The organism is Peribacillus sp. YIM B13481, from assembly GCF_042787985.1.
In the GTDB taxonomy this organism is placed as follows: Bacteria; Bacillota; Bacilli; order Bacillales; family DSM-1321; genus Peribacillus; species Peribacillus simplex_A.
This window is the reverse complement of sequence record NZ_JBHZPE010000006.1, coordinates 92929-117790: the sequence shown is the minus strand read 5'-3', so window position 1 is coordinate 117790 and position 24862 is coordinate 92929. Positions and strand designations below refer to the sequence as shown.

The window sequence follows — 24862 nt, the reverse complement described above, 5'->3', positions numbered from 1 at the left end:
TCATTTCATTGGTTATTTATCCGACGTTCATATGAAATGGCATACGCCCTATGGCGAAAGTGTAAGATTGGATCTTCCGAGCACTCGATTCCTTCAGTAATATTGGTTGGATCAAACAATAACTGATCTCTAATCGTTTCCAATTTATTAGAAATTACTAAATGGCCGACCGTTATTACCTGTTTTTCTTCCGACCAAGCAGTGGTTGGATCGTCAGACGGATCATTTTCCCCTCCTATTTGAATGTTCAATTTAAAGCCCACAGGACCTTGCCTGAGCCTCTCTTCCATTTCTTCTTCCAGATATTCTGCCGAATGCTTGGCTACCTCCTCTTTTGCTAGCATACTTAGGCCGGCATCAGGTACCCACTCATACTTAATAGCCTGACGCCGTCCTTCCGCATTAATGAAATAGAATGCATGAATGGAGTAATATTGACATGTTGAGAAACTGGCTGGAGAACGCATTTCTTTAAGCATTTGCAGGCTTGCCTTGCTTTCAGGGTATTTCAACAGGATTTTTGTAAGCTCTTTCAGATTTGGGAAACCTTCTTTTGCAGACTTGAAAAAGTCAGCAATATCAACAAACGCTTCCGGTGTTTTCGCAAAGAATAGCGGAATGGTGACAGTAATGAGATCTGATGCCTCTCCACTCGGCAATTTAAACTTGACTGCCATGCCCTTCACAGGGGATATGGCATCTGGATGGCTTGGTATCGGCGAGCTATTTGAGAACCGAATGATCACCGGCACGGCTTCATCCTGAAGATGCGAAGCCACCGTTAATGGGGACGCTTTTCCATTTGGGGTAAAAACCCCCTCATAAACATATCCCCTTGCATGCACCCGCCGATAACCGGGATATGTTCCAGCTACTTTTTCAATCACATTAACTGCTTCTCTGACTAGTTCAGGTTTAAAGTTGTCATTTCCCTCCATATACCTCACCCCATCTTTTCAAATTCCAATCCATGTTCTTAGTTATTACCTGTACCCCTTATCCCATTAGCTTATTCAAGGTAAACTTCCGTTCATACATGCACCTGAAGCATTGATCGTTAAAAAACGCCTGGAAAAATCCAGGCGCTGCACAAATCATGTAATAAAAGTTTTTCTATATCGCTTTTATAATTATAGGAAAAATAGTAAGTAGAACAAGATGGCAAGCCTTATGAACCAGAACTAAAGATCTTCACATTCAATCATTCAACATGAACGGCAGTACCATAAGCAATGATTTCACTAGCGTTTTGCATGATAGCCGATGTTTCCAGGCGCATTGCAACGATGGCATTCGCCCCTTTCTCTGTCGCTTCATCGACCATCCTGCCAATTGCTTTTTGTCTGGCTTCTTTCATCATTTCCGTATATTCCGTGATTTCACCGCCGACAATGGTCCTCAATCCCGCAAGAATATCTTTTCCAATATGTTTCGATTGAACGCAGTTCCCCTTAACAAGCCCCTTCAGTTCTTTAATTTCTTTTCCAGGAACGGTATTAGTAGTCACGATAATCATATAGTTCGTCCTCTTCCTTTTTTTTGATTTTTTTTACGATCAAATAAAAAATTAACGGTATTGGGGCTTGAATCAAACCAAGAATACCCCACATCCACTGGTTAAAGCCATTCTTCCTTGCATCGACAAATAGATATATGCTTTGGCTCAATAAAATAACCCCACATACAATCAAGGCAAGTTTTTCAAAACTACTCATGAACTCCACTCCACCTACCTTTTTAAATAAAATGTATTATAATCAGTGAAGATTTATGTTATCACCTAAAAAGCTAGAAACCTTCATATAGATGTATTACCTTTTCATATTATACCTTGATGTACACGTGATTTTTCGGGTTCTTCAGAAACTATTCAGGAATGATTCAAAAATATGGCTGCCTTTTTTGCCGGTTAAACCGTTCTGATTCTTCCATTTATGATTAGCCACTTTCATAACAGTTGAAAATAAATAAAAATACTCATTCCTGTTCACGCTCCACTTGAGAAAGGATTACATGTGTAACGGTTGCAGCAAAAGGAATTGTCCGATTGATGAATTCCTCCACTTCTTCAAGGCTCTCACTGTGGATTTTCAGCATAAAGCAAGCCTGCCCGGCAATTCGATAGCAAAAGTCAACATTCGGCAGCTTCGAGATATACTTTTTGAATTTCTCATATTCCCCATTTTTTATCGTTGCTTCCACGATACACTCAATAGGAAAACCGATCTTTTTATGATCAATCTCGGCAACATACCCTTTAATGATCCCGAACGACTCCATTTGCCGTACCCGGTCGGTAACGGTTGGGGCAGATAGATTTACTTTCTTTGCCAATTCCCTCATGGAAATCCGGCTATTCAGCGTTAATTCAGCAAGGATGCCCCGGTCTTTTTCATCTATTTTCATTTAGAAATTATTCCTCTCTTTTTCTTTATATTTATACAATATTCAACCGAAATATTTTACAAGCGTAATTAATATTCCTGTTTTTTTATATTAGGATTATCTCAAGGGGGAGATGCTCATGACAAGAATAAAAAATTCGGCGATTGGCTCCAGTCCGTATCAAAGATTATTTCATTCAGAAGAGATTTCGCATAAATGGTCGGACCTCTCAAATTGCATATCTGCGGATGGGAAACTATCGAAAGAGTTAAAGGAAAACGTCAGAAGGGTACTGGCATACGGTAATGGCTGTTCATACTGTCAGGCAAAAGGTATTCCATTAAAGCCAGAAGATGCGAAAGAAAGCTATGCAATCGCCTTTGCAGAAGTATTTCTCATTCAACGTGAAAAAACAGAGGAAAAGTTTTTCCAAGTATTGAAGGAGGTATTCAGTGATGAAGAGATTTCTGAACTATTGGCATTCATTTGTTTTACAACGGCCCAGCAATATTTCGGGGCTATGATGGATTTATAAACGCAAATAAAGGAACAGGCATCTCGCCTCGTTCCTTTTTGCAAAAAGCCTATAAACCCTTCAGTAGTTTGAACGTCCATTCGGGTCATATACCAGCATAAATTGAATTCCAGCTAGGTTTTCGCACCATGATCATCCATTTCATTGATCCTTGGAAGAATGGAGCGGGAAGGCACCGGGGATGTCAAAACTACGGAAGTATTCAGATGTCCATAGGGTATTAATCGATCTATAAGTAATCTCATGCTGTCCATATCAGCTAAAGCCGCTTTCAAAAAATATCCAACTGTTCCTGTTACACGATGGCATTCGATAATGTCTAAATCATTTTTAACTAACTGCTCGAAATCGGAAACGGAAACCTTAAGTTCACTTACCTGAATGAACACAAGTACACCTCTTCCTATTGCCAGTGGTGAAACCCTTGCACTGAACCCCTCAATGATTCCCTTTTCTTGCAGGCGATACATACGTTCAGAAATACTGGGCCGACTGAGAGCCAATTTCTTCGATAGTTCACTAATCGTAATGCGTCCATTCAACTGTAAAAGTTCCAGTAAACAAACATCTATTTCATCCATGAAGCAACCGCCTTTCATAATGAAGGAATATTAGCTAATATATCTTTAAAATGTTGTATGGAAAGTGAAAAAACATTCTTTTTTGTATGTAATTTTAACAGTTAATATTCTATCATTAAAATTAGTAAATGAAAAAGAAAATTCAGAATTCAACTAAAGGAGGAACCTGTATTGACCTTTACGAAAATCCCGGTTCGAAAAAACATTGAAGACATAAGCCCATATGTTTCCGGTAAGCCAATTGAAGAAGTCCAACGCGAACTGGGACTTGAAACGATCGTTAAATTGGCTTCCAATGAGAATCCATTCGGTTACTCAACTCTAGCAAAAGAAGCCATGCTTAACGAAATGGAGCAAATCTCCTTTTATCCAGAAGGAATGGCACCGTCATTAGCTGAAAAGCTGGCAAGGAAATTGAATATCAATCAAGATCAAATCATCCTAGGAAATGGGTCTGATGAAGTGATACGTTTGTTAACAAGAACCTACATCCAACAAAATGATGAAGTCATCATGGCTGATGTTACATTTCCACGGTATGAAACGAATGTATTGATTGACGGCGGTACACCTGTAAAGATACCTCTTATTAATGGTGTACATGACCTGCAGGGTATGTATGATGCCATAACTGAAAAAACAAGAATGATTTTTGTCTGTAACCCCAATAATCCGACAGGAACGATCGTCCAAAAAGAAAAATTAAAATCTTTTATCGAGAAGGTGCCGAAACATATTTTACTGGTCGTTGACGAAGCATACTATGAATATGTCGATGATGAAGATTATTTAGAAACTTTGCCGCTTCTAAATACCCATTCAAATCTGGTCATCTTACGCACTTTTTCAAAGATTTATGGATTGGCTGCATTAAGGATTGGATACGGTTTAATGGATGCTTCCATCATACAAGAGCTAGTTAAAGTGAAAGAACCCTTCAATACCAACCGTTTAGCACAGGCTGCGGCCTTCGCTTCCCTCGATGACCATACATTTGTAGAGCAATGTGCTCGTAAGAATGAGGAAGGAAGAAGATATTTAGAAAACGAACTAAGCGAGATGGGTTTAACATTCTTCCCTTCACATGCCAACTTCTTGATGGTCAAACTGAACCATCCTGGCAGGGACATTTTCGAGAAGCTATTGATTTCTGGTGTCATCATCCGTTCTGGTCATTTGCTAGGCTATGAAAATACGATCCGCGTGACCATCGGCACTCCGCTTGAAAATGAGAGATTCATAACCTCCTTACAACATGCAATCAAAAAAACGTCCAGTACTTGAACTACGAAATGAAGTTGCAGTATGATTGATGATTAATAGATAAAAGATACGACATAGACGCCTTTGCCCATGTCGTATCTTTTACGTGGATTTATTTAACAAGATTCCTTTTCTATTATAGTAGTTTCCTGTTCATCCACACTTTTAAATTTAAAGATCGAGATGGAAATCAATGTAGCCAACACAATAAGGCAGGCAACGATGCTGATCCGATTCTGTTCACTGAACACGAACGTGACACAAATGATGCTTAAGGCGATTACTGCAAATAAGGTTACATATGGAAAGCCCCACAATTTAAAACTCGGAGCTTTAGGATATGAATTGCGAAGTTTTAGCTGCGCTAAACAAATGCTGATCCATACAAGTGATACTACAAAACCCGGAAACGCCATTAATAAAGTAAATGCCCGATCCTGGGCAACGTAGGTAATCATGGAGCCGACGACCAATGCAGCGGCACTTAGGATTAAACTATACAAGGGAACGCCATTCTTTGATACATAAGAGAATGACCTGGGAGCCTCCCCTTCTGCAGCTAAAGAATGCAGCATCCGAGTACACCCATATATTCCGGAGTTAGCGGCAGATAAGACGGCCGTAATTAAAATGAAGTTCATGATGTGGGCAGATCCTTGAAAACCGGACATTGACAAAACTTGTACAAACGGACTTGCTTGGTCGCTAATTTCGTTCCAAGGAATCAGACCGCAGATTACAAGTATTGGTAAGGTGAAAAATAATACGACTCTCCAAATATAACTTTTAATGACCTTCGGTAAAATTCGTTCAGCATCTTTTGCTTCCGTTACCGTCAGGCCTATTAACTCGGAACCGCCATATGAGAACATAACGATCAGTAATGCTGAAAAGATGGACATCCACCCATTTGGGAAAAATCCTCCGTGCCCTGTGAAGTTTTGCAGGTAATTAGATCCGCCGCTTGGGATGGCCCCAAATAAAATACAGGCTCCCAAGATAATGAATAGAATGATCATTGTAATCTTAATGCCGGCAAACCAAAATTCGAATTCACCATAATTTTTAACATTCATCATGTTAACCCCAATGATTAAAGCAGCACACCCTAAACTCAATATCCATAGCGGGATTGTTGGGAGCCAATACTGCAAAAAGCTTCCTGCCACCACTACCTCAATGACACATACGGACAGCCACATGAAACAATACATCCAGCCTATAATGAAGGAACTTCGCTTACCGAATGCTTTCTGTACGAAACCTTTCATATTCGTATTGGGATAGGCGATTGCCATTTCCGCTATAGCTCCCATGACTACAAGAAGTAATAATCCTGCAAAAATATAAGTGAAAATGACTCCTGGCCCTGCTAACATTATGGTTTCGGCACTTCCTTTAAAAATCCCAGTACCTATTGCCCCTCCCATTGCCATCATGCTAATATGCCGCGGCAACAACCTCTTTTGCAGTGACCCACCATTTGATTCCATTACATCTGCCTCCTTTTTCCCATAATTTTTCTTATTAAAATCAAAACCCATTTCAATCGTTGAAAGGCGAATAGATAAGTTATTTCATCAATCCTTATGGTTTAGGAGTGGAAGGATGCAAAGCCTTCTTGAAAAATCACCTCATACTTCACCAAATAAAAATGATATCAATATGCCGTTAGTTTTACAAGAGTATGATTGCAAGCTAATACTGCTCCTGTTGGTCAAACGCCGTTATCCGGGCCTGATCCTTCAATATGGAGTAAATTCCCTGATAGTCTTGCCTTATGGGGGACCAATGACCAGGTTTCTAAATCAATTAAAATGAAACCCTCCAACCGGGGACTACATTGGTAATCCCCATTAATTTACATCTTCCAGTTATCTTATTTATTTACGATGTGAATCGCATGTCCCAAAACTGCCTCCGCCGCTTCCATCCACCCCTCAGTCAAAGTTGGATGAGGATGCATGCTGAGGGCTATATCTTCGACCCGAGCTGCCAACTCAAGTGCAAGGACCCCTTCACCTATAAGGTTGGAGGCATCTGCACCAACCATGTGCATTCCAAGCAATATGTGGCTTTTTGCATCCACAATCACTTCAGCAAATCCCTCTGTTTCATTCGTTGCAAGCGCCCTTCCATTGGCACTGAACGGGAACTTCCCGGTCTTGACTCTGTATCCCTGTTGTTCTGCTTCTTCACTGCTTAAACCAACCCCTGCTATTTGTGGTTCCGAGAAGATTACATATGGGACATAGGGGGAGTCAATGGCACTTGGCAGCCCCCCTATTACTTCCGCTGCCACGATACCCTGTTTGGACGCTCGGTGTGCAAGAGCTGGACCAGGTGTAATGTCACCGATGGCAAAGATGTGCGGCACATTTGTACGGCATTCCATATCTACAGCTATATGGCCCTTTTCACCAACCGTAACGCCTGCCTGATTCAGGCCAATCTCTTCTGTGTTAGGAATCCTGCCAATTGTAACCAGGGTCTTTTCGCTCACTACCACTTCCGCCCCCTGGTTTTCCGAGGAAACATGAAGGTGTACTTGGCCATCCACTACACTCGCCTTTTCTACCCGCGCCGATGTTTTAATATCCATGCCAAGCTTCTTGGCATTACGGGTAACTTCCTTGACAAGGTTCTCGGCAACCTGGGGGAGAATGCGGTTGGCCATCTCAATGATGGTCACTTTAGTACCTAACTTTGCAAATGCCATACCCAATTCGATTCCGATATAGCCTCCGCCTATGATCGACAAACTAGATGGGACTTCATGCAGCTGCAAACTTGCTGTTGAATCCAAAATATACTCTCCATCGACTTTAATGAATGATGGAATGAAAGGTCTGGATCCCGTCGCAATAATTGCCTGTTCAAACTTGTAGGTTTCAAAATCTCCATCGGTTTCGACTCCGATACGATCATCAGATAAAAAGAAGGCTTGACCTTTAACCACCGTCACTCCATTTTCTTTACATAGATGGGCAATACCTTGGTTCAACTGGGAAGTGATGCCCTCTTTCCAATCCTGCCAAATTCCCAAGTCCATTGTGGTTCTTTCTTGAGACAGCCTGATCCCCATTTTCCCTAAATCGTTAAGCTTTTGGTATTGATCGGCTGCGTGAATTAAAGCCTTCGAAGGTATGCAGCCCCGATTAAGACAAGCCCCGCCCAGCTTATCCTTTTCAACAAGCACGACCGATTTCCCTAACTGTCCGAGACGGATCGCCGCAGCATATCCCCCCGGACCTCCTCCCATGATGATAACATCCGTCTCTACAGCAACTTCCCCTACTACCATTTATCTCATCTCCACAACTAAACGAATTGGATTTTCCAGCAGTTCCTTGATTCTATTTGTAAAATGCACCGCTGTAACACCATCTATTAAACGGTGATCGAAAGATAAAGACATATTCATCATTAAACGGATTACACCTTCCAAATCTCGGACGACCATTCGTTGTTCCATTTTATGCAACGCTAATATGGCCGCTTCCGGATAGTTAATGATCGGGGTCGCATGCATCCCACCGATCGGTCCTACATTGCTTATGGTAAATGTACTGCCTGTGATTTGATCTATGCCCAACTTCCCTTCCCGGGCTTGGTTTGCCAATTGCCTGATTTCATCAGCCAGTTGGAAAATGGTTTTTTGATCTGCATGCTTTATGACAGGAACAATGAGACCCTCTTTTGTATTCGTTGCAATCCCAATATGATAATAATTTTTCAAGATGATTTCATTGGTTTTTTCATCAATTGAAGCGTTTAAAGTTTTAAACTCCTTTAAAGCGATGACAATGGCTTTTACGAAAAATGGCAAAAAGGTCAATTTAATATCCTTATCATCGGAATACGCCTTTAATTGATCTTTCAATTCCTTCAATCGATCCATTTCCAATTCATCTACATGGGTTACATGAGGAATGGTCGAAACCGACTTTACCATATGTTCAGCGATCTTTTTACGAATGCCCTTAAGGAGAATCCGCTCCTCCCACTCTTTTTCCAATCCTTTTGCCTGGACGGCATACTTCATTGGGGACATATCTTGAAGAATCTTGTCATCATTGTTATTGGCATTTTCCCTTATTATCGAATTATTTTCTTTAAACTGCTTCAAGTCACTTTCGATTATTCGCCCAGCAGGACCGGAGCCTTTAACCTGCTCGATATCAACCTTCATTTCCCTTGCCATTTGACGCACGAATGGGGTAGCCAACACACGCACTGCATCAAGATGCGGTTTGCTTGTAACATGCTCTCCATCTACTTTTACATCATCAGATTGAATGACTTGGATATCTCCTTCACTAATGCCTGTTTCCGGAGCAGGCATATCGTTCCCTTCTTGAATTGTGAATATAGTGGTTCCCACTTCCACGATATCCCCTTCGGAAAAGAATATTTTCTTGACCACTCCCGTTGCTGGGGCAGTCAATTCCGCATTAACTTTATCCGTTTGCACCTCAACAATGGGTTGGTCCTGCGTCACCGCATCCCCTTCCTTGATCAGCCATTGGATAATTTCTCCTTCATGCATCCCTTCCCCTACATCAGGAAGTTTAAATTCCATCATGCGTCTTCCTCCTTTTCCCTTAATTATCAATTAAAATGAAATCGTCTCCACTATTCCTTGTTTTACCCGGTCAACAGTCGGTAGATAATGATCTTCTATTGAAAACGGCGGAACCGGAACATCAAATCCTGTTACACGCTTAATCGGAGCTTTCAGGTAAATAAGAGCTTCATCATTAATGATGGAAATAATCTCCGCACCTAATCCGGCAGTCTTATGGGCTTCATGGACGATTAATGCACGACCTGTCTTTTTAATGGATTGCACGATGGTATCCCTATCTAAAGGGTATAATGTTCGAAGATCAACCACTTCACACTTCCAGCCTTTTTCGCTTTCAATCTTTTTCGCGGCATTCAATGCCTCCCTTAACATAGCCCCCCATGCAAAAATCGTCAGATCGCTTCCCTCCTGGACCACTTTTGCTTGACCAATTGGTATACGATACATTTCTTCGGGAACTTCTTCCTTAAAAGCACGATACAATTTAGTCGGTTCCAAAAAGATTACCGGATCAGGATCTTCAATTGCGGCAATGAGAAGCCCTTTTGCGTCGTATGGATTACTGGGTGCAACTACCTTTAAACCCGGAGTATGGGCAAAGAAGGTTTCGACACTTTCGGAATGAAGTTCAGGTCCTCTGATTCCAGCACCATATGGCGTACGGATTACGAGGGGCACGCTAAATTGCCCACGAGTCCGGTATCTCATACGGGCAGCATGGGAAACGAGTTGCTCGAATCCCGGATAAATAAAGGCGAGGAATTGAATCTCCACTATGGGCAGCAGTCCGTTAAGGGCTAAACCAATGGCAGAGCCGATGATTCCGGATTCAGCTAATGGCGTATCCACAACTCGATCTTTTCCATACTTTTCATAAAGCCCTTCCGTCGATCGGAAAACTCCGCCGTTCACTCCAATATCCTCACCCAAGATCAACACACGATCATCATGACCCAGCATTTGGTCCTGCGCTTCCGTAATAGCCTGGAGCATCGTTAAACTTTTGCCCATTATTTCTTCACACCTTTCTTTAAGATTTGGTTCAATTCCTGCTTCTGTTCCTTTAGGTGCCATGACTCCTCAGCATATACATGTTTAAACATTTCGAGCGGATTGGATTTCGGATAACCTTCCGCCTTTTGGAGGTGAGCATCTATCAGTTCGTTGAATTGTTTTAACACCATTCCTTCCTGTTCTTCATTCCAGTAACCCTCTTTATTCAAATACTTTTTAAGACGCGTTATCGGATCACGATTTTCCCTCCAGAACGTTGAAACTTCGTCCTGATCGCGATATATGTTCGGATTGTCTGCAGTAGTATGGGCACCATAGCGAAAGGTTATGGCTTCGATTAAAGTAGGTCCTTCACCTTTAAGCGCCCTTTCGACAGCCTCTTTTACAGTCAGCCATACTGCAAAGATATCATTTCCATCCACTCGAACCCCATGTATGTCATAAGCAGCAGCACGCTGGGATATAGTTTTAGATGCTGATTGCTTTTCAAAAGGCACACTGATCGCATAGCCATTATTTTGGCAGAAAAAGATTGTCGGGGTTTTATAAACACCTGCAAAATTCAGTGCCTCATGAAAGTCCCCTTCAGAAGTGGCACCATCACCAAAATAAGCAATGCTTACATTCTTTTCCCCTTTAATTTTACTTGCCCAAGCCGTTCCTACCGCATGAACCATTTGAGTGGCAATGGGAACACTAGGAGGTAATATCCTTTTACCTTCCGGACAAATTGAACCCTCAAAATGTGCCATCCAGTATAGGAAAACACGATACAATTCCTGTCCATGAATGATTGCCGCTCCATGATCACGGTATGTGGGAAACATCCAATCACCTGCCGACAACGCTAAAGCGCTTCCTGCCTGGGATGCCTCCTGTCCTTCGAAAGGTGCATAAGTTCCCATTCTGCCTTGGCGCTGGAGATTAATTGATTTACGGTCAAATGTTCTGAGCAGTAGCATGCTCTCATACATCTTTAACATCAATGATTTATCGATTTTCCCATCAATCGTTCCAACTATTTCTCCGTCAGGTGTCAATACACGAAACATTTCCGGCTCACCTTCATTTGAATACGCTTTCATTATTGGGTTTCCCGTCTTTTCCATTTCATTTCTCCCCTTAAGATAGATTTGTTTCGCAAACTTACCAAGGATTTGAACAGTCATGAAATAACAGCCCAAAAAGTTTTCATTGGTCTTTTATGTCTGTGAATAATTACTGTTTCATAAACTACATTTGCTTATATAAAAGGATAATACATCCAAGATTTTAATAATATGTTAAATAGAATGAATTTTTCGTATATTACCTTTATTTAGAATGTGTTTTCTTATATCTCACCTTCATTTTGAAAATAATCCCGATTATGGAAAAATCCAATGTAAAACCAGCGGGTTACCGGCAAGTTTGGGGATAAGCTCCGACCTTTTCAAGTCACTTGTTAGCTAGCATCCATTCAAGGGCTGCCTAAATAAAACAAGTACATCCACTATCATCAAAATCAGGATCGAGCACAAAAAGACCCATAATAATCATGGGTCTCAGACTGTTGACAAACTCGATAAATAATTGAGTTTGTCTACGTTTTTTTATGGCTTGTACAATTTGAACGTTGATTGGAACGTAGGGCACTCCCTTTCCGTGGGCGCTCCTCCCTCGGCTTGCGCCTGCGGGGTCTCGCACCTTCCGTTTCATCAACTTTGTTATAAAATTAAAATCTTTTGCCTACAGTCTTTATTGTTTAAAATAGAAGCATAAAAACTTGGGGTGATAAGGATGCTTCCAAACATGATTCTAATCAGCGAAATCAACTTGAAATGATTACTTTAGATTAACTGGTGCCAGCGAACCATTTGGTTCGAAAAGTGGAGGCCGCCATTGACTTCGCATTCATATATGACTTGGTGAAAGATATGTATTCAGAGGTAGACGCCCAAGTACTAATCCAGTTATTTTAGTTAAACTGACATTTATTCAATATACCTTAGATATTCGCTCGATCGAGGTTTACTTTACCAACAAGATTTCATTTTTCCTTACCCCACTACACGGGTATTAGAAAGATCTATTTTCAAATGTGCCTTTCACGACCGCTTCACCATCTTTGACCATGATTTGCCCCATCGCGATAACCCTATTTATTTCTAACGTTTGTTTCTTCAATATGATGATATCGGCGTCATTCCCTACCTCAAGCCGGCCCTTCTTAGTGAGGTTTAAAATATTTGCCGGATTTTCCGTCACAACTCGTATGGCATCGGCAATTGATACTCCATCCTCGATGACCGCATCTACGACAGAATCATATAAGGACATGCATGTACCAATGTTCAAACCGCGCAGGTTGCCACTGCCATCGAAGTCAGGCAGGCTTGCTTGCCCATCTGAAGTTAAGGTGATCTGCCTGATATCTACCCCTTCTTCTAGTGCTCTCTTTATTGCTGTACTTGCTTTGACCTCCCCTTCTTCAAGGAACTTCTTGATCGTACTTGTCGTAAAATCAATAAAACCCCCTTTTTTTGCATATTCCATCCCTGCTTTGAATAAATGCGGATTTCGATTTATATGTGTAGGGTAAAACTGTGTGATCGGTATTTCCGTTGTCTCGACAACTTCTTCAATTACCTGCAAATGGTTTTGACTGTCGCCGACATGAATGTTGACGATACCGCTTTTCCCGGACAACAGACCTCCATTACGCGCTTGAGAGGCCAATTTAGCCAGTTCAGCTACAGTCGGCTGTGAAGAACGATGATCGGCAATGGCAATTTCGCCAACACCGATAATTTTATCCACAAGAATCAAATCATCTTCGATCTTACCGGTTAACGTCTTGACTGGAACTTGATAGGAACCAGTCTGAACGAAGCAGCTAATACCTTCTTCTTCAAGCGCTCTCGCTTTAGCGAGCAGTGCTGGCATGGTCCTTGTCGTCCCATCTGTTCCGATGACCCCTACCAATGTCGTTATACCCGCTAAAGTGGCATCTGTTAATTGGATTTCTGGTGTCCTCGTTTTAAAGCCCCCTTCCCCACCTCCGCCGATAATATGTACGTGAGCATCTATAAAACCCGGAACCACAATTTGGCCACTCGCATCAATCACTTTCATTTCAACGAACTCTGCAGGGACATCAATCTTGTCCTCAATGAAACCAATTTGCTTTCCAACCAAGAGAATATCTTTTTGGCCCATATATTCCGGACCATAAAGCTCCCCATTTTTAATAAGTGTTAACATAGTTCGTTCCCCCTCCAAAAATTGAAATTTTCAAATAGGTTTCAAAATCTTTCACTCGGGTAAATATACAACATGACCCGCTAACAATTACATAAAAAGGACCAAACATACTTGTTCATTTTAAAAAGTGTTGTAGCTGAATTGACATCTTGATTATGCTTTTCCAAAAGTATAAAAACAAAAGGAGTAAACGACATGAATAAAGTGATTTCTTCTGATATTAAAACAAATAAAAGATTATCCATGCGACAAATCATGAACCTATATCAAGTTACAAAAGAATTTAAAGGGAATATATATTTTATCTGCAACCATAAATTGGTCGATGCCAAGAAACTTTCGACTTTCGTATCCTTTGTGCTCATTCTTCAAGAATGTGCAACCATGAAAGTCATACTTGAAGGCGAGAATGTACATGCCATGCTAGAAAAAGTACAGGCTATTTGTAAAGAAAATCATAAAAGTGCATTTGGATTCCAATTGAACCAAACCGTTAATATTTAAATGATTCCAACTACGTCATGAAGAGGGTGTATAGAAGTGAGAACCATTTTAATGGTGATAGGCGCAATCGTCGTAATCGGCATAATAGCAAATCTCATTTTTTAATGAATGATGAAAGACTGTCAATGATTGACAGTCTTTTTTTTTATGCTAATTTATTGGAAAGTACGAGCGTGCCATGCTCCCATTTCATGAAAATTACCACGGCACATCCCAATCCCTCCATTTTTTCAAACCATTCCGAATTTCTTTTCCTTTATCAATCCAATATTGCTTCCTTTTGTCCTCCTCTTCTTTCTTTACCTGTTGCTCAGCTATAACTGCCTGTTGTTTAGCTATAAGCGGTCCGATATCTTGAGTATTAAAAGATTGAGATGCTTGATTCTGTAATGCTCTCGACATTATTTTTTGAAAGATGATTGCAGTTCCCTGACTGCTGTGTGTCGTTAAATAATGCTTTTCATCCGTTTTATCATATCCAGCCCATACTGCACCGACCAACGAAGGTGAATAACCGATGAACCATTGATCTTTAACCCCTGATATTCCTTCGATGGGAACTTGTGTTGAACCTGTTTTACCTGCTATTTCATAACCCGACACAGCTGCGTTTTTCCCTGTGCCATATTCCACTGTACCAAGCAACATGGAATTCATTTTATCGACGACGCCTTTAGAGGTTACTTTGGTGCTTTCCTTTTTCCAGGCGGCTACCTCTTTTCCATCATTATTTTCTATTTTTACAATGGCATGGGTTTCCATACGTTCCCCGCTGTTGGCGAATGCTGAAAAGGCTCCTGCCATCTGAAGCGGGGACACACCTTTCTTCATCCCTCCTAAAGCAAGCGAAAGATTTCGATCATCCTTTTCATAAGGAATCCCAAACCGTTTAAGAGAATCCAGCCCCTTATCGATGCCAATCTCATTCAAAAGCCAAACCGTTGGTACATTCAAGGAATTCATCACCGCTTCATACATGGGTACTTCTCCTTTATATACACCGCTCAGGTTTGTTGGCTCATATTCCCCAAAGCTCATTTTTTCATCCTTCAAAGGGGCAGTGATACCGTATCCCTCTTCAACCGCTGGAGTATAAACGACAAGTGGTTTAATGGATGAACCTGGAGATCTTGTCAGCTGGGTTGCCCGGTTATATCCCATAAATTGATGCTTTCCTCTCCCACCGACAATTGCCCTTATCCCTCCTGTTTTAGGATCAAGGAGGACTGATCCACTTTGAACCATTTCTCCTGTACTCGTTCCAACTGGAAAATTGGCTTCATTCGCATACACGGATTCTGTAGCCTGCTGCATGGATTGGTCCAGTGTCGTGTATATTTTATAGCCCTTTGAAAGCAGGTCCTCAAGCTTTATTCCATATTTGCTTGATGCTTCCGATAAAACATGATCCACATAATAAGGGTACTTCCCTTTTAATGGATCGGTTTCCTTCTCCCCCATGAGAAGTGTCACTGTATCTTTTTTTGCAGCCGCTGCTTCATCCTTCGTCAAATAACCATGTTCCGCCATTTTAGAAAGAACCAAATTACGCCGCTTCACTGCCCCGTCTAAGTTCTTATATGGATCAAGTTTGGATGGCAAGTTAATGACACCTGCCAGCAAGGCTCCCTCGGCAACGGTCAATTCAGAGACCTCTTTGGAAAAGTAAATATTTGCGGCCTTTTTAATTCCCCATGCCCCATGGCCAAAATAAACTTGATTCAAATACATATCCAGAATTTCATCTTTTGTATATTTATCTTCAACTTCCTGGGCCAGAAAAAACTCTTCAATCTTCCTCTTCAGTGTTCGATTCGACTCCAGCATCGTAATCTTCACAAGCTGCTGGGTAAGTGTGCTCCCTCCTTCAACAACACTTCCGGCCTTCGCATTTTTAATCAGCGCTCGCAAAATCCCTTGATAATCTATGCCGTGATGTTCATAAAAACGGTGATCCTCAATGGAAACCACCGCTTGTTTCATATGTTCCGGTATTTCATCTATCGAAACACCTTCGGATTTATTTGCCGTGATCGTGCTGGCAAGATTTCCATCCCGATCATAGATTCCTGTTGGTTGCTGAAGAATATTTTGAAGATGGCTTATATCTGCAACCTGTCTGAAATAAAAAAGTGAACCGGCGCCTAAAACCACAATCACCAATATAATAATTAGACCTAATTTCACTAACCCTCTCATTTGTACCCCCATTTTCCAATCTGCGACATGTTTCATTAAAAATATTTTACCCCTTTTATTAAAGAAAACTCGTCGATTGACTAAAAGGCCTAAGCTAAGTCGCCTTTTCTTTAGCACTATACCCGGGTATCGGTTTCCTTGCCGATGATACCCCCTTCACCGAATGAAAAATAAGCCCGCCACTAATTGAAGGACCAGGATTTCATCCTACCATTTTTAATAATGACCGTATCTATCCTTTACCCGTAATTTGCGATCAATATACCGATTAATGGCGTGAAACCCTTAAAAAGTGGGTATAACACTTTAAATACTTATAAAAGGGGAGAGATGGCATGAAAAAAAATTTAAAACATATTGTCGTCGCTTTTGATGGAAATGAAGAAAGTAAACGTGCCGTGGAATATGGAGCAACATTGAAAAAGGCCTTTCCTGAGGCCGAGCTGACCGTAGTTCATGTCCTATTTGATAAGGTTGAGCAGCGTATCATGGGAAACGCCTCGGCGCCGGGGTTTGTACCGGCTGCTGGATTTTATGTGGATCCCGTCCAGACACACCCCGTCGTTGAAGTCGAACAACCAGAAATTCAAATGGTCAATGACACCCCTTCCGCCGTTGAGAGTAGTGTTCAGAACGCAGAAAGTAATACGTTGAGATTGCTAAGTGAATGTCAAGTCAAGGGGAAATTCGAGATATTGGAAGGACATGCGCCAGATAGCGTATGTGAATATGCGGCAAGAACTGCTGCCGACCTCATCGTTGTAGGCAATAGCGCTAAAAGCGGTTTGGAAAAATTCTTTCTTGGCAGTACAAGCAGCTCCATTGCGAAAAACGCACCCTGTTCGGTATTCATTGCAAAATGAGGATTGAGCCGTTTCGCCCTGTAAGACTCAATTTGCTTAATCTCCGAAAAAAGCCGAATTCTTTATAGAATCCGGCTTTTTTTGTTAATAGGCTTTTTTCAGTAATACACTTGAAGCAGCCGAATATAACATCATCACCACAAGGGCCGATAAAATAAAACTGATCAGCATATAAGTCCCATTATAAATGAATGAATAAATCACTACTGGCTGTCCTTTTGGAGCTGCAGAGCCAAAAAACACGATTCCGGATATGAAATGACACAGAAACCTCAGAAAACTGCCCAAAAACATGCCGCCAATCCCATACCACTTCGCTTTGGAACGCTTTTCCTCTTTATAGCTATTTACAAACTTATTCATGAATACACCGGATATCCCGACAACCGTAAAGGCAAGATAATAATCAATGAAGCCTTGAATCGGCGTGCTGATCCATGCTGTACCACTGACGATCTGCAAAAGCCCAAGTAACAATCCGGTTAACATACCACCTTTGATGCCCCACCGATATGCCATCAGAAAAATCGGTACCATGGCTATTGAAATCGAGCCTCCTTGCGGCCAGATTCTTGAAAAAATGAATCCAGAAACCAAATCCAGTAATAAAGCCAGTGAAGCAAAAATGGCAACCTCTGTCATGAATAACGTTTTATTTTTCATCATGTCTCTCCCTTCTCCAAAAATGAAAAGTGTCCATGAGTTCCCTCCCTGCCAGATTTTGCACAAACAAAAAAGCAACACCGGGGCGGTAGTGGATGCCCAGTATTGCTTGTATCCAAAACCACATCCCTACGCAAGTGTTAACTATCAGGTTCATAGGGTCTGAACTCAACCGTTCACTCTCAGCCTTTTGGCTCCCCTTGTGGAAGTATTTAATTTTCGATCCTCGGTTAGAATATACTACTAGTTTCTATAAAAGACAACTTAAAGAAAATGTCATATCATAAAAACTTACCACTCCCATATTTATGGGGGTATCCTTTCTTTTAACCAACTTCAATACACCTGCAATTAACCAGGTTAGATGGCTAAATGCAACAACTTTTCTATAGACTCACTAAGGTTTGTTTTGATATCTTTTAATTTACACCGGGGAGGGATTAGACATGGATAAACATTCGATTTCAGCTGAAAAAGGCGCATACATAAGCATTGCCGCTTACATATTCTTGTCTGCTCTTAAATTGTCATTCGGTTATTTCGGTGATTCTAAAGGGCTTTGGGCAGATGGTTTAAATAATACGACCGACATCATCGCTTCCATAGCCGTATTGATTGGTTTGAAAATTTCGAAGAGACCTCCTGATGATAATCATTCATATGGTCATTTACGGGCGGAAACCATAGCCTCGCTGGTAGCTGCCTTCATCATGATTACCGTGGGCATCCAGGTTGTTTACAGTGCTATAGAATCCTTCTTCCAGCAAGATTCAACAACCGTTCCAAATATGCCGACCGGTTATGTCGCTCTTTTCTCTGCAATCTTCATGTACGGAATCTACCGTTATAACTTAGCGTTAAGTAAAAAGATCAACAGCTCTTCCATCTACGCCGTTGCACAGGATAATCGTTCCGATGCCCTTGTCAGTGTTGGTGCTTTTATAGGAATCATCGGTACTAAGATGGGAATCCCTTGGCTGGATGCGATAGCTGCTGCTGTAGTAGGGATCATCATCTGCAAAACGGCCTGGGATATCTTCCGTGATGCATCCATCTCTTTAACCGATGGTTTCGACGAGCAGCTCCTGCAAAAGATCGGACAAACCATTATACTGACAGAAGGTGTTAAGGACATGAGTGAAATTAAAGCCCGTATGCACGGAAGTGAAATCCTGCTCGAAACTACCGTACATGTTAACCCTCTTTTGACCGTCATCCAAGGTCACGATATTACGGTTAAAATCGAAGAGAATCTTTTGAAGGAATATAACATCCAGCATGTGATCGTTCACATTGAACCATATGCATTTAATAAAAAAGGTAACCGTCATTAACTTTGCGGATACCTTTTTTTATTATTAAATCCTGCAATTCCTTTAATAAAACTGTGTCAAAAAAAGGTATTTATCGATTAATTGCCGAATATTTATCCAATTGACACATGTGTAAAAAACATTAATCTGTTATCATAAAAGCAAAATAATTATTTTAATATTTTGTATTTTATTCAAATAAATTAATTTCTGGGTCGAAAGTAAAATTCATTTTCCTACATTATGGAGGGCAAAATGGTATCTAATCGAGAAATGACCATTCACTTTTTATCTTCTCAAAAAAACAGCATCATTTCCAAATGGAAAGATCAGTTGCTCCATTTATCGGACGGATATATGGGGTATTTTAAAGGGGAAGTGGAAAATATTTTCAATCTGCTAATGGATCAGCTTGGGAAATCGGATACTGACATAGACGATGTACTGAAGGTCGTAGGTGAAAAAATTGCGTGTGATCGAGTTAATAAACAATTGGATATGGAAAATTTCTTTTCCACTGCAACCATCGGCAGATCCACCATCGTTGAGCACGTTTTGAATTCCGAGGCAACGAAAGAAGAAGTATCCGATTTAATTAAGCAAATAAACGTTTACTTCGATAAACTAATTCATTTTGCATTATCCTGTTATACCGAATTGAAAACGATGGAACTTAAAGAACGCTATCAATTCATTAGCCCAAACCATAAAGACCGTTTGACGCTCCTTGGCCAAATGACCTCAAGCTTCGTCCATGAATTCCGAAATCCACTGACTTCCATAATGGGATTCATACAATTGTTACAGGCAGAGCAACCGCAGATAAAATATCTTGATATCATTTCAAAGGAATTGGATCAGCTCAATTACCGGATCACACAATTTCTTAATATTTCCAAAAAAGAAACTTCAGAAGCACAAACTGATCTATTTTCGATTGCTCAGCTAGTGAATGAGGTAATCGAATTTTTATATCCCAGCATTTTGGAAGTAAATGCTTCGATAACATGTAATATTGCCGATGATGCCGTCATTTCCGGTTCTAAAGAAGAGTTTCGCCAAGTTTTACTTAATATTATTTTAAATGCTCTTGATGTGGTCGCCGGAATGCCATCCCCGTCCATTTATATATCAGGCTCTGAATCACCACCCGGCATTCTTACTTTAAACATTTCCAACAATGGGCCAAGAATACCGGACGAAGTCCTGCCGAATATTTTTGAACCATTCATCACCACAAAAAAAAGGGGAACGGGATTGGGACTATTCGTCTGTAAAGAAATCGTTTTAAAACATCAAGGAACCTTATCCTGCCACTCTACCGATTTCCTGACGACCTTTTCCATACAATTGAAAACTAAATAATGGATAAATATCCTTATTTCCTTGGGTTTTCAGTTTGAAATTTTTGACTGATTGACGTCCAGTTACTTATACTAATAGTTAGGTTCCACTACTAATCGAGGTGAATGACCAATAGATTGAAAATAAAAACCATCATAATTTCATACAAGATAAACGATACTTATTTTTCTTCTAACATTTAATACACTACCATCAGTTCATTCATTATTGGTTTTGGGAGGTGACTGGGATAATTAAGTCGTTCGGTACATCAGGCGATTCAATTAAGTCCCACACTAATTGGACATATTAAGTTTTTTATTAGTCATTATTTTAATCGCTTTAACTGCCTTTTTTGTAGCTTCGGAATTTTCGATCATAAGGGTTCGCAGCTCTAGGATAGATCAATTGATTGAAGAGGGAAACAAAAAAGCCATTGCGGCCAAGAAGGTTACATCCGATCTGGATGAATACCTATCCGCCACACAGCTTGGAATCACCGTTACCGCTCTAGGATTGGGGTGGCTAGGACAACCGACCATCCTCAAATTGGTTGGGCCTTTATTCAATGCCTTGAACATCCCGCAAGAAGTCACAAGCATTCTGACATTTGTCATTTCGTTTTCCCTGATAACGTTCCTGAATGTGGTTGTAGGTGAATTGGCTCCAAAGACCGTTGCCATCCAAAAGGCCGAGCAAGTAGCCTTGGCTATTGCCAGCCCTCTGATTTTTTTCCATAAAATTGCCTTTCCCTTCATCTGGATATTGAATCATTCTTCTCGTTTCGTTGTCGGATTATTTGGCTTCAAGCCTGCATCCGAAAGTGAAATAGCACATACGGAAGAAGAATTGCGTTTCATCCTATCTGATAGCTATAAAAGCGGAGAGATTAACCAATCGGAATTTAAATATGTCAGCAACATTTTTGAATTCGATGACCGTGTTGCTAAGGAAATCATGGTTCCCAGGACAGAAATCATGACCATATCAAAAGATGAAACGGTACAGGAATTCGTCGATGTGGCCAAATTGGAGAAATACACTCGATATCCTGTTGTCGAAGGTGATAAAGACCATGTCATCGGCTTAGTGAACTTAAAGGAAGTCTTCTCGGATCTTATAAAGAATCGTGAAATCCACATCAAAGCGATTGAAAATTACGCTCGTCCGATCATTCGAGTCATGGAGAATATACCCATCCACGATTTGCTTTTGAAAATGCAAAAAGAACGCATTCATATGGCTATTTTGATGGATGAATACGGCGGAACTTCGGGCCTTGTCACAGTTGAAGACATCCTAGAGGAAATCGTTGGGGAAATTCGTGATGAATTCGATATCGATGAAGTTGCATCGATCAGGAAAATTAAGGATGGACACTATATATTAGACTCTAAACTTCTTGTAAAGGAAGTGAATGATTTACTTGGCATTCACTTAGATGAAGATGATGTCGATACTATAGGAGGATGGGTCCTTACTGAAAATTATGATGTGAATGTAGGGGACATCATGGAAAAAGACGGATTCTGCTTTAAAGTGATTGAAATGGAAGACCACGCCATTCGTTCCATCGAGGTAACAAAAAAGGTCGTAAAGCTTCCTTTGGAAGAGGACCTTCCCCAAGGATAATTATTAAGAAAAGCCACGTATAAAGTCATTTTACGTGGCTTTTTGTGTTCACTTATCGGATAACCGTCCCATTTTTTTGACCGTTACGATTGGAGGCGTAGTATTTTTTTTCCATATGATATAAAGCATAATAAGGACAACGGAAAAACCAGCTCCCGGAATTATATAAGGTGCAGTTATTTCCCTGATTTGCTGCCAGTTTTCGCCGAGGATCCGTCCTAAGGATAGAAACAAAATGGTCCAAGGGATGACAGCGGCAACCGTATAAAATATAAACTTCCATACAGACATCCTTGCAATTCCCGCAGGGATGGAAATGGCATGGCGAACCACAGGAATGAATCGAGCCGTAAAAATCACGCCTACCCCATAACGTTGAAACCACTCTTCAGCCATTACGATATGATTTTCTTTAATTAAAATATATTTTCCATACTTTAAGAGAAAGGGCCGTCCGCCATAATAACCAGCCCAATAGAGAAATAATTGTGCCATCGTCCCACCTACCACACCTGCAAGGACAGCTCCCCAAAAAGTCATTTTCCCCAGGCCAACCAAATAACCACCGTATCCGAGAACAAGCTCACTCGGGATGATTTCAACCATCAGCCCCAATAAAATCCCCATATACCCCATTTCTGCAAACCAATTCAATATAGTCATAATAAGCTGTGATATCATGCAATCGGACTCCCCTTACCGCTGATTTCAAATTGTTTGTCCTTCTATCCTATTTCAGCTTATAAGGTTCTATTCGATTTTTCATATCCTGCTTCACTTTATATCACTTTTAGGAATGCACAAAAAAAGACCAGCTGATATGTGCTCCGGTCTCATTGCATCAATATTCTTTTAGCTCCCGTTTTTGGGAAAATTGAGGAAAAGTGGTGAGTAAGGATGAATCATTTTGTGAAACATTAGTGAAAATCTCCTGGCGTGATTTCGTTTTTTCAATATGAATCCCGAGATTTTTATACTTGTTGATCATTTGATTATTCATGCTTACCCTCCCTTTCATCTGTATCGTTATCCATTAACTTCCCATTTAACGAAAGGATAAAACCTATTTAAAACATTCCTTTAAAAAAAAACATTTTACACGGAGTCAATTTACTTGAATGGTTTGCAGTTGATGTTCATGCACTTCATCTTTTTCTACATGTACCTGCACCTTATATGTTCCCGATTCTTCAAATGATACCTTATTTTGATATGTCCCATTTCCATCTTCTTCTGCTTTGGTAAAATGACTCTCCTCACTGCCTTCCTTCCACACCTCGAAATTCACATCTGCATTTGTCAGTGGCTTTCCATCCAATTCTACGTTTGCTTCAAAGTTCGAACTGTTTCCTGCCTTTACAGGGTTACTTTGAAACTCGATTGATACATCCGTACTCGGATGAGCTGATGCACCTTCACTTTCATGTTCTGGAACGACCACTTCTTTTGCCGGCATCACATGAAGGCCTTTGGCAGTTACATGGGAAACCACAATATATTTGCCTTGTTCATCAAATGTATGCATCACTTGATACTTGCCACTTCCAGTACTCTTCGATTCCAGCATTGTCCGTTTATCCTGTCCGGACTTTCTCACTTCAAACATTACCTCATCAGCTTCATTCACCAATTGGCTTCCTTGTTTTACTGTCGTTTCAAGAATGACTTCTTTTCCAGGCTCCAATTTCCCTTTAATGACGATCGATGCATCCATCGATTCTGGAACAGCGCTGTTCACTTCTTTATCCTCTGGCATTTCAGACTCTTGGCACCCAGCCAGCATGAATAACAACGCAGAACACATATAGAATTTTTTCATAATAACTTCCCCTTACAATTTATTTGACTAGAAATCTACTCTTTCCATATTCCCCATCCTTTCCTTTTTTCGGATTTTTATACATCATCCACATCAACCACTTCTCATCACGGTAACTGAAGTCAGCATGGCTACCGCGATGATGGTTAAAAATGAATATAAAAAAATTGAAGTCCCTACAACGCTCAGTCCGCAAAGCAGTACGCATCCATCAATGATAAAAATCAGCAAACCGACATTGAGCCCACTCTTCCTGGAAAGGATCTGTGCCAACATATCCGTTCCGCCTGTAGAGGTCCCATACCGAAGCATCAAGCCTATTCCAAGGCCAATCAACCCTCCCCCAATTATCGCACTTACATAAATGGGGAGATCCCATCCGGTGACGGCGTCGGAAAAAATATCGATGCATAAAGAGGAAAAAAGCAAGCCATGCAAGCTGTTCAGAAATAGTTGTTTTTCAAAGTACCAAGCATATATATATAATGGAATGCTGCTCAAAATCACACCAAGGCCTGTTGGCAGTCCAAAATAGTAATGAAAAATCAGGCCAATACCTATCATGCCCCCATCCAATAAATGAAAAGGTATCAGAAAAAAATTGATACCCACACCCACTAGCATGCTGCCGGCAATGATCGCTGCCATCCTTTCCATGATTTTCATGGCCGCCACCCCCATTAATCTGCATTAAAACCTGTCCAGTTTCTATAGAATATGTTTATACCGTCCAAAAAATAATGCAACTGACCAATTTTTTATGAAGCAGGTCCTCGGTTTTCTGAATATTCTATAATAGAATGCAATAAAGTAAAGAAAACAGTCAAATATCGCTAAATATTAGCTCAAATTGATCCTTTACAAGCAATTTACCGGATTTAAGGAGCCGTAAGCTATTTGACTGAATCATTAACTC

At 40.7% G+C, this 24862-nt stretch carries 25 protein-coding genes, 1 pseudogene and 1 riboswitch; of the genes and pseudogenes, 9 read left to right on the top strand and 17 right to left on the bottom strand.

Going from position 1 to position 24862, the window contains the following annotated elements; all coding sequences use genetic code 11:
- Window positions 1-5: 5 nt before the first annotated feature.
- The 4 genes from ACFX4X_RS06430 to ACFX4X_RS06415 form a co-directional block, all read right to left on the bottom strand.
- Complete coding sequence (locus ACFX4X_RS06430) at window positions 6-938, bottom strand: catalase family peroxidase (protein ID WP_377382560.1); 933 nt, start codon at window positions 936-938, stop codon at window positions 6-8.
- Window positions 939-1201: 263 nt separating this feature from the next.
- A complete protein-coding gene (locus tag ACFX4X_RS06425; protein ID WP_061461967.1) occupies window positions 1202-1516 on the bottom strand; it encodes a YbjQ family protein in 315 nt (104 codons plus the stop codon).
- Window positions 1497-1715: a sigma-Y antisigma factor component gene (locus ACFX4X_RS06420; protein ID WP_284471551.1), complete on the bottom strand. Its 219-nt coding sequence runs from the start codon at window positions 1713-1715 to the stop codon at window positions 1497-1499. The genes ACFX4X_RS06425 and ACFX4X_RS06420 overlap by 20 nt, the downstream gene beginning before the upstream one ends.
- A gap of 262 nt (window positions 1716-1977) precedes the next feature.
- Window positions 1978-2406 (bottom strand): Lrp/AsnC family transcriptional regulator, encoded by a 429-nt coding sequence (locus tag ACFX4X_RS06415; RefSeq protein WP_377382558.1) that lies wholly within the window; start codon window positions 2404-2406, stop codon window positions 1978-1980.
- Window positions 2407-2524: 118 nt separating this feature from the next.
- Between ACFX4X_RS06415 and ACFX4X_RS06410 the strand changes: the two genes are divergently transcribed.
- Window positions 2525-2920 carry a carboxymuconolactone decarboxylase family protein gene (locus tag ACFX4X_RS06410; RefSeq protein ID WP_289320871.1) on the top strand — a complete coding sequence of 132 codons (396 nt, stop codon included), beginning with the start codon at window positions 2525-2527 and terminating at the stop codon, window positions 2918-2920.
- Between the two features lie 113 nt (window positions 2921-3033).
- Here the strand turns inward: ACFX4X_RS06410 and ACFX4X_RS06405 are convergent, their stop codons facing one another.
- Window positions 3034-3501, bottom strand: coding sequence for an Lrp/AsnC family transcriptional regulator (locus tag ACFX4X_RS06405; protein WP_061461963.1), 468 nt, complete (start codon window positions 3499-3501; stop codon window positions 3034-3036).
- Window positions 3502-3672: 171 nt separating this feature from the next.
- On the opposite strand from ACFX4X_RS06405, the gene hisC reads away from it, so the two are divergent.
- Window positions 3673-4785: a histidinol-phosphate transaminase gene (hisC, locus tag ACFX4X_RS06400; protein WP_289320872.1), complete on the top strand. Its 1113-nt coding sequence runs from the start codon at window positions 3673-3675 to the stop codon at window positions 4783-4785.
- A 95-nt stretch (window positions 4786-4880) separates the two neighbouring features.
- On the opposite strand, the gene ACFX4X_RS06395 is transcribed toward hisC, so the two are convergent.
- Complete coding sequence (locus tag ACFX4X_RS06395; RefSeq protein ID WP_377382556.1) at window positions 4881-6257, bottom strand: amino acid permease; 1377 nt, start codon at window positions 6255-6257, stop codon at window positions 4881-4883.
- Between the two features lie 115 nt (window positions 6258-6372).
- Here ACFX4X_RS06395 and ACFX4X_RS06390 point away from each other — a divergent pair, with 115 nt between their 5' ends.
- Window positions 6373-6585, top strand: coding sequence for a hypothetical protein (locus tag ACFX4X_RS06390; RefSeq protein WP_377382554.1), 213 nt, complete (start codon window positions 6373-6375; stop codon window positions 6583-6585).
- A gap of 58 nt (window positions 6586-6643) precedes the next feature.
- Here the strand turns inward: ACFX4X_RS06390 and lpdA are convergent, their stop codons facing one another.
- The 4 genes from lpdA to pdhA are packed head-to-tail and all read right to left on the bottom strand — an operon-like array spanning window position 6644 to window position 11475.
- Entirely contained in the window at window positions 6644-8068 is a 1425-nt protein-coding gene (gene lpdA, locus ACFX4X_RS06385; protein WP_377382552.1) for a dihydrolipoyl dehydrogenase, read from the bottom strand.
- Entirely contained in the window at window positions 8069-9349 is a 1281-nt protein-coding gene (locus ACFX4X_RS06380; protein ID WP_284471556.1) for a dihydrolipoamide acetyltransferase family protein, read from the bottom strand.
- A gap of 30 nt (window positions 9350-9379) precedes the next feature.
- Complete coding sequence (locus tag ACFX4X_RS06375; protein WP_284471557.1) at window positions 9380-10363, bottom strand: alpha-ketoacid dehydrogenase subunit beta; 984 nt, start codon at window positions 10361-10363, stop codon at window positions 9380-9382.
- The gene (gene pdhA, locus ACFX4X_RS06370; protein ID WP_061461956.1) at window positions 10363-11475 is read right to left on the bottom strand and encodes a pyruvate dehydrogenase (acetyl-transferring) E1 component subunit alpha; all 1113 of its coding nucleotides are present in this window, start codon (window positions 11473-11475) and stop codon (window positions 10363-10365) included. The genes ACFX4X_RS06375 and pdhA overlap by 1 nt, the downstream gene beginning before the upstream one ends.
- Window positions 11476-12204: 729 nt before the next feature.
- On the opposite strand from pdhA, the pseudogene ACFX4X_RS06365 reads away from it, so the two are divergent.
- Window positions 12205-12371: pseudogene (locus tag ACFX4X_RS06365) on the top strand (transposase); the annotation flags it as partial.
- Window positions 12372-12424: 53 nt separating this feature from the next.
- On the opposite strand, the gene iadA reads toward ACFX4X_RS06365, so the two are convergent.
- Complete coding sequence (gene iadA, locus ACFX4X_RS06360; RefSeq protein WP_377382550.1) at window positions 12425-13609, bottom strand: beta-aspartyl-peptidase; 1185 nt, start codon at window positions 13607-13609, stop codon at window positions 12425-12427.
- A 195-nt stretch (window positions 13610-13804) separates the two neighbouring features.
- Here iadA and ACFX4X_RS06355 point away from each other — a divergent pair, with 195 nt between their 5' ends.
- Window positions 13805-14113 (top strand): hypothetical protein, encoded by a 309-nt coding sequence (locus ACFX4X_RS06355; RefSeq protein ID WP_377382548.1) that lies wholly within the window; start codon window positions 13805-13807, stop codon window positions 14111-14113.
- Window positions 14114-14311: 198 nt separating this feature from the next.
- Here the strand turns inward: ACFX4X_RS06355 and ACFX4X_RS06350 are convergent, their stop codons facing one another.
- Window positions 14312-16348, bottom strand: a complete 2037-nt coding sequence (locus ACFX4X_RS06350; RefSeq protein WP_377382546.1) for a transglycosylase domain-containing protein — start codon at window positions 16346-16348, stop codon at window positions 14312-14314.
- 299 nt (window positions 16349-16647) lie between these two features.
- Between ACFX4X_RS06350 and ACFX4X_RS06345 the strand changes: the two genes are divergently transcribed.
- Window positions 16648-17175 carry a universal stress protein gene (locus tag ACFX4X_RS06345; protein WP_061461951.1) on the top strand — a complete coding sequence of 176 codons (528 nt, stop codon included), beginning with the start codon at window positions 16648-16650 and terminating at the stop codon, window positions 17173-17175.
- A gap of 84 nt (window positions 17176-17259) precedes the next feature.
- Here ACFX4X_RS06345 and thiT read toward each other — a convergent pair whose 3' ends face one another.
- Entirely contained in the window at window positions 17260-17841 is a 582-nt protein-coding gene (gene thiT, locus ACFX4X_RS06340) for an energy-coupled thiamine transporter ThiT (protein ID WP_061461950.1), read from the bottom strand.
- 106 nt (window positions 17842-17947) lie between these two features.
- Window positions 17948-18049, bottom strand: a riboswitch (TPP riboswitch).
- A gap of 235 nt (window positions 18050-18284) precedes the next feature.
- Between thiT and ACFX4X_RS06335 the strand changes: the two genes are divergently transcribed.
- From ACFX4X_RS06335 to ACFX4X_RS06325, 3 genes are all read left to right on the top strand, one after another.
- Window positions 18285-19172, top strand: a complete 888-nt coding sequence (locus tag ACFX4X_RS06335; RefSeq protein ID WP_377382544.1) for a cation diffusion facilitator family transporter — start codon at window positions 18285-18287, stop codon at window positions 19170-19172.
- 234 nt (window positions 19173-19406) lie between these two features.
- Window positions 19407-20516 (top strand): histidine kinase N-terminal domain-containing protein, encoded by a 1110-nt coding sequence (locus ACFX4X_RS06330; RefSeq protein ID WP_061461948.1) that lies wholly within the window; start codon window positions 19407-19409, stop codon window positions 20514-20516.
- A gap of 279 nt (window positions 20517-20795) precedes the next feature.
- Window positions 20796-22127 (top strand): hemolysin family protein, encoded by a 1332-nt coding sequence (locus ACFX4X_RS06325; RefSeq protein ID WP_284471563.1) that lies wholly within the window; start codon window positions 20796-20798, stop codon window positions 22125-22127.
- A gap of 48 nt (window positions 22128-22175) precedes the next feature.
- On the opposite strand, the gene uptA is transcribed toward ACFX4X_RS06325, so the two are convergent.
- The 4 genes from uptA to ACFX4X_RS06305 all read right to left on the bottom strand — a co-directional run bounded on the left by uptA (window position 22176) and on the right by ACFX4X_RS06305 (window position 24612).
- Window positions 22176-22805: an undecaprenyl phosphate transporter UptA gene (gene uptA, locus ACFX4X_RS06320; protein ID WP_061465991.1), complete on the bottom strand. Its 630-nt coding sequence runs from the start codon at window positions 22803-22805 to the stop codon at window positions 22176-22178.
- A gap of 163 nt (window positions 22806-22968) precedes the next feature.
- A complete protein-coding gene (locus ACFX4X_RS06315; protein WP_284471564.1) occupies window positions 22969-23127 on the bottom strand; it encodes an Lmo0850 family protein in 159 nt (52 codons plus the stop codon).
- A gap of 105 nt (window positions 23128-23232) precedes the next feature.
- Window positions 23233-23946, bottom strand: a complete 714-nt coding sequence (locus ACFX4X_RS06310) for a FixH family protein (RefSeq protein WP_061461946.1) — start codon at window positions 23944-23946, stop codon at window positions 23233-23235.
- A gap of 93 nt (window positions 23947-24039) precedes the next feature.
- Window positions 24040-24612 (bottom strand): YitT family protein, encoded by a 573-nt coding sequence (locus ACFX4X_RS06305; RefSeq protein WP_309145520.1) that lies wholly within the window; start codon window positions 24610-24612, stop codon window positions 24040-24042.
- Window positions 24613-24862: the final 250 nt, after the last annotated feature.

What these genes read in the sequence shown, in the direction of transcription:
- ACFX4X_RS06430 (WP_377382560.1), bottom strand. Translation starts at nt 938, where the DNA reads ATGGAGGGAAATGACAACTTTAAACCTGAACTAGTCAGAGAAGCAGTT.
- ACFX4X_RS06425 (WP_061461967.1), bottom strand. Translation starts at nt 1,516, where the DNA reads ATGATTATCGTGACTACTAATACCGTTCCTGGAAAAGAAATTAAAGAA.
- ACFX4X_RS06420 (WP_284471551.1), bottom strand. Translation starts at nt 1,715, where the DNA reads ATGAGTAGTTTTGAAAAACTTGCCTTGATTGTATGTGGGGTTATTTTA.
- ACFX4X_RS06415 (WP_377382558.1), bottom strand. Translation starts at nt 2,406, where the DNA reads ATGAAAATAGATGAAAAAGACCGGGGCATCCTTGCTGAATTAACGCTG.
- ACFX4X_RS06410 (WP_289320871.1), top strand. Translation starts at nt 2,525, where the DNA reads ATGACAAGAATAAAAAATTCGGCGATTGGCTCCAGTCCGTATCAAAGA.
- ACFX4X_RS06405 (WP_061461963.1), bottom strand. Translation starts at nt 3,501, where the DNA reads ATGGATGAAATAGATGTTTGTTTACTGGAACTTTTACAGTTGAATGGA.
- ACFX4X_RS06395 (WP_377382556.1), bottom strand. Translation starts at nt 6,257, where the DNA reads ATGGAATCAAATGGTGGGTCACTGCAAAAGAGGTTGTTGCCGCGGCAT.
- ACFX4X_RS06390 (WP_377382554.1), top strand. Translation starts at nt 6,373, where the DNA reads ATGCAAAGCCTTCTTGAAAAATCACCTCATACTTCACCAAATAAAAAT.
- lpdA (WP_377382552.1), bottom strand. Translation starts at nt 8,068, where the DNA reads ATGGTAGTAGGGGAAGTTGCTGTAGAGACGGATGTTATCATCATGGGA.
- ACFX4X_RS06380 (WP_284471556.1), bottom strand. Translation starts at nt 9,349, where the DNA reads ATGATGGAATTTAAACTTCCTGATGTAGGGGAAGGGATGCATGAAGGA.
- ACFX4X_RS06375 (WP_284471557.1), bottom strand. Translation starts at nt 10,363, where the DNA reads ATGGGCAAAAGTTTAACGATGCTCCAGGCTATTACGGAAGCGCAGGAC.
- pdhA (WP_061461956.1), bottom strand. Translation starts at nt 11,475, where the DNA reads ATGGAAAAGACGGGAAACCCAATAATGAAAGCGTATTCAAATGAAGGT.
- iadA (WP_377382550.1), bottom strand. Translation starts at nt 13,609, where the DNA reads ATGTTAACACTTATTAAAAATGGGGAGCTTTATGGTCCGGAATATATG.
- ACFX4X_RS06355 (WP_377382548.1), top strand. Translation starts at nt 13,805, where the DNA reads ATGAATAAAGTGATTTCTTCTGATATTAAAACAAATAAAAGATTATCC.
- ACFX4X_RS06350 (WP_377382546.1), bottom strand. Translation starts at nt 16,348, where the DNA reads ATGAAACATGTCGCAGATTGGAAAATGGGGGTACAAATGAGAGGGTTA.
- ACFX4X_RS06345 (WP_061461951.1), top strand. Translation starts at nt 16,648, where the DNA reads ATGAAAAAAAATTTAAAACATATTGTCGTCGCTTTTGATGGAAATGAA.
- thiT (WP_061461950.1), bottom strand. Translation starts at nt 17,841, where the DNA reads ATGATGAAAAATAAAACGTTATTCATGACAGAGGTTGCCATTTTTGCT.
- ACFX4X_RS06335 (WP_377382544.1), top strand. Translation starts at nt 18,285, where the DNA reads ATGGATAAACATTCGATTTCAGCTGAAAAAGGCGCATACATAAGCATT.
- ACFX4X_RS06330 (WP_061461948.1), top strand. Translation starts at nt 19,407, where the DNA reads ATGGTATCTAATCGAGAAATGACCATTCACTTTTTATCTTCTCAAAAA.
- ACFX4X_RS06315 (WP_284471564.1), bottom strand. Translation starts at nt 23,127, where the DNA reads ATGAATAATCAAATGATCAACAAGTATAAAAATCTCGGGATTCATATT.
- ACFX4X_RS06310 (WP_061461946.1), bottom strand. Translation starts at nt 23,946, where the DNA reads ATGAAAAAATTCTATATGTGTTCTGCGTTGTTATTCATGCTGGCTGGG.
- ACFX4X_RS06305 (WP_309145520.1), bottom strand. Translation starts at nt 24,612, where the DNA reads ATGAAAATCATGGAAAGGATGGCAGCGATCATTGCCGGCAGCATGCTA.